The sequence below is a fragment of the Synechococcus sp. R55.3 genome, from assembly GCF_047461975.1.
In the GTDB taxonomy this organism is placed as follows: domain Bacteria; phylum Cyanobacteriota; class Cyanobacteriia; order Thermostichales; family Thermostichaceae; genus Thermostichus.
The window spans coordinates 1-3,589 of sequence record NZ_JANSIG010000138.1 but is presented as its reverse complement, the minus strand read 5'-3'; the positions used below and the strand labels follow the sequence as shown (position 1 = coordinate 3,589).

Annotated in this window: 3 protein-coding genes; all 3 read left to right on the top strand. The window is 58.0% G+C overall.

The window, feature by feature from the left end:
* Positions 1-222, top strand: a 222-nt coding sequence (locus NW849_RS14065; protein WP_414358437.1) for a DUF3148 domain-containing protein, incomplete at its 5' end; no start/stop codon positions are given.
* Positions 223-454: 232 nt separating this feature from the next.
* Positions 455-2,035 (top strand): phosphoglycerate dehydrogenase, encoded by a 1,581-nt coding sequence (gene serA, locus NW849_RS14060; protein ID WP_414332254.1) that lies wholly within the window; start codon positions 455-457, stop codon positions 2,033-2,035.
* A gap of 61 nt (positions 2,036-2,096) precedes the next feature.
* Positions 2,097-3,413, top strand: coding sequence for a bifunctional folylpolyglutamate synthase/dihydrofolate synthase (locus tag NW849_RS14055; protein WP_414358434.1), 1,317 nt, complete (start codon positions 2,097-2,099; stop codon positions 3,411-3,413).
* Positions 3,414-3,589: the final 176 nt, after the last annotated feature.

Sequence of the window (3,589 nt, the reverse complement as noted above, 5' to 3'; positions counted from 1 at the left end):
GGTTTACTGCCGGTGGGGGCAACGGTTCAAGTGGTGGAGATGCCTCCTTACCTAAAAACGGCTGACCCAATGCCGATGTTGCGCCCGGCCCATTTGATCCGCTTGCACGAGCAAGGGGTGATCCTGCAGCGACGGCTGTTGGGCACCTACAGCGTGCAATTTGCCAATGGCATCTTTCTCATAGACGGAAAATATCTTGCCCCGGTGGGATCCCTGTCCTAGTGCGCCCATTTCTCCTCCGAGCCAGCTCGATGGGTTTGTCGGCCTTCAGAACCTTTGGGAGCTGGCAGCTTTCCACAGAAGCGAGCCTTCGACTGACCGGCGGACTTTCGCGGTAGATTAAGGTGTGCCGGTTGGGGTTGGGTCAAAGTTTGGCTCAGCCGGTGAGATCCACCTCAACTTGCGCTAATCCCTGCTTCTTACTGCCCTCCATCCCACTAGACCAGCGCTGCTTATGCCCAGAGTCATCGTCACAGATCCCATCGATCAGGCGGGGATCGACATTCTCTCCCAAGTCGCTCAGGTGGATGTGCAAACTCAGCTCACCCCAGAGCAGTTGATCGCGGTCATCCCCAACTACGATGCCATCATGGTGCGCTCCGGTACACGGGTTACCCGAGAGGTGATCGAGGCGGGGACGAACTTGAAGATCATCGGGCGGGCGGGCGTTGGCGTTGACAACATCGATGTGCCTGCCGCAACCAAAGCCGGGATCCTGGTGGTCAACTCCCCAGAGGGCAACACCATTGCCGCTGCCGAGCACGCCATTGCCTTAATGATGGCCCTCTCCCGCCACATACCTGATGCCAATGCCTCTCTGAAATCGGGCCTGTGGAATCGGCAAGAGTTTGTCGGCGTAGAAGTCTACAAAAAAACGCTGGGGATTGTCGGATTGGGTCGGATTGGATCCCATGTGGCCCAGATTGCCAAGGCGATGGGGATGAAGCTGCTGGCCTATGACCCCTATCTGTCCGTGGAGCGGGCAGAGCAACTGGGGGTGCGCCTGGTGGACTTCACAACTTTGGTGCAGGAATCGGACTACATCACCTTGCACGTTCCCAAAACCCCTGAAACCACCAACCTGTTCAACGCCGAAACCTTCCGCATGATGAAGCCGACCGCCCGCCTGATCAACTGCGCCCGTGGCGGTTTGGTGGATGAACAAGCCCTGTACGAAGCCCTGAAATCCGGTCAAATTGCCGGAGCGGCTTTGGATGTATTTGCCAACGAGCCCCTGAAGGACTCTCCGCTGTTTTCTCTGGGCAAGGAAGTCCTGCTCACTCCCCACTTGGGGGCCTCCACCGAAGAAGCCCAGGTGAACGTGGCCATCGATGTGGCCGAGCAGATCCGCGATGTGTTGCTGGGGCTGCCGGCCCGCTCTGCTGTGAACATCCCCGGCTTACAGGCAGAGGTGCTGCAAAACCTCAGACCCTACCTGGACTTGGCCGAAACCCTGGGCAACTTGGTTGGCCAATTGGCGGGGGATCGCGTCAACCAGTTGGAGATCCGCCTGCAGGGAGATCTGGCGGAAAAAGATGGGCAGCCGATCGTCATTGCCGCCCTCAAAGGGCTTTTGACGCTGGCGCTGCGGGAGCGGGTCAACTACGTCAACGCCTCCATCGAGGCCAAAGAACGGGGCATTCGGGTGGTGGAAACTCGAGATCCCTCTTTGAAAGATTATTCCGGATCCCTGACGTTGATTGCCCATGGCCCCAATGGGATCCGCTCGGTTTCGGGGGCGTTGATTGGGGAGCGAGAGGTGCGGATTACCCAGATCGACGAGTTCCCGGTGAATGTGCCCCCTTCCGCCAACATGCTGATGACCCTGCACCGGGATATGCCGGGAATCATCGGACGGATTGGCACCCTGCTGGGAGCCTACAATGTCAACATCGCCAGCATGCAGGTGGGGCGCAAGATCATCCGCGGCGATGCAGTGATGGTGCTCAGCTTGGACGATCCCCTGCCGGATGGGATCCTGGAAGAGGTGCTCAAGCAGCCGGGCATCCGTGACGCTTTTGTAGTGAACCTCTAGAATTGTTGATCCCTAGAAAAAATCCCAAATCTCACCTACCCTGGCAAGACGGAGTCTTTGCTTGAACCAGAGCAACTTGTCCCTAACCCTGTCCCAGATCCCAGACTGGGATTGGCCGGCCTTTCTGGAGTCCCTGGGCCATTTTGGTGTGGATCTCAGTCTGGAACGCATGCAAGTCTTGCTGCAGCGTCTAGGACAGCCCCAAGCTGGGATCCCGGCCATCCACGTAGCCGGCACCAACGGCAAAGGATCTGTCTGTGCCTGGGTCAGCCACGTGTTGTGGGCGGCAGGCTATCGTGTGGGTCGTTACACCTCTCCTCATTTAGTAGATTGGCGGGAACGGATTTGGCTGAACGGGGAATACATTTCCGCCAACGACTGGAGCCAAGCGCTGGCCCAGGTGCGAGACTGCCTACAAACCTATGCCCCTGACGAGGCTTCTCCCACCCAGTTTGAGGTTATCACCGCTGCCGCTTGGCTGTACTTCCGCCGGCAAAAGGTGGATGTGGCAGTGATAGAAGTGGGCCTGGGGGGGCGGCTGGATGCTACCAATGCTGGGATCGAGCCAGTGGTAACGGCTATCACCTCCATCGGCTGGGATCATTGGCAGCGCTTGGGCAACAGCCTTCCCCAAATTGCCTCTGAAAAGGCGGGTATTCTCAAGCCAGGGATCCCGGCAGTGTGCGCACCCCAAACCCCAGAGGTCACAGCAGTTATCCGAGCTAAGGCAGAGCAATTGCGAAGCCCCCTGAAGATGGTCGAACCTCTGCGATGGTCAGAGCCTCAAACCGTCCACTGGCGAGGGCAGCTCCTCACCTTGCCCCTCAGCGGCGATGTACAACTCACCAATGCGGCAGTAGCTCTTGCCGTTGTGGAAACCCTACAGCAACAGGGCTGGCGGATCCCTGATGCCACTGTAGAAAAAGGATTTGCCATCACCCGTTGGCCGGGGCGCTTACAGCGGGTGCAGATTGGATCCCGTCAGTTGCTGATGGATGGAGCCCACAACTTACCCGCTGCCCAGGCTCTCCGTCGCTATCTGGATAAGTATCAACCTGGCCCCCTCACCTGGTATATGGGCATCCTCACCACCAAGGATGTCCAGGGCATTCTCAGTACCCTGCTGCGGCCGGGAGATTGCTTTTTTGCCCTGCCAATTGCCGGCCACTCTGGGACGGATCCCGAGCAACTTGCTCAGCTAGCCCAGACTCTGCAGCCTCATCTCGCCTCGGCACGGGCACTGCCCAATCTCTCCGCTCTTCGGGCTCAGTTGCTCAAGCCGAAAAACCTCACTGAGCCACCAGCTGTAATCTGCGGATCCCTGTACCTATTGGGCCAGGTGATGCAGGAATGTTTGGGATGGGATCTAGCCTGTTGAACTGACAGGTGAAACCTTATGCAAAACCTGAGCTCCTCTCCTATAAAGAGAGAGGAGCTATGAACAAAAACTAGCTCTCAACCACTATCACTTGATCAAGATACTCCCCTACTGATTGGGTTAGGGTGGTGGGCCTGGCACCGAGCTAGGTTGCCAGCAGGTCGCCCTGCCAGTAG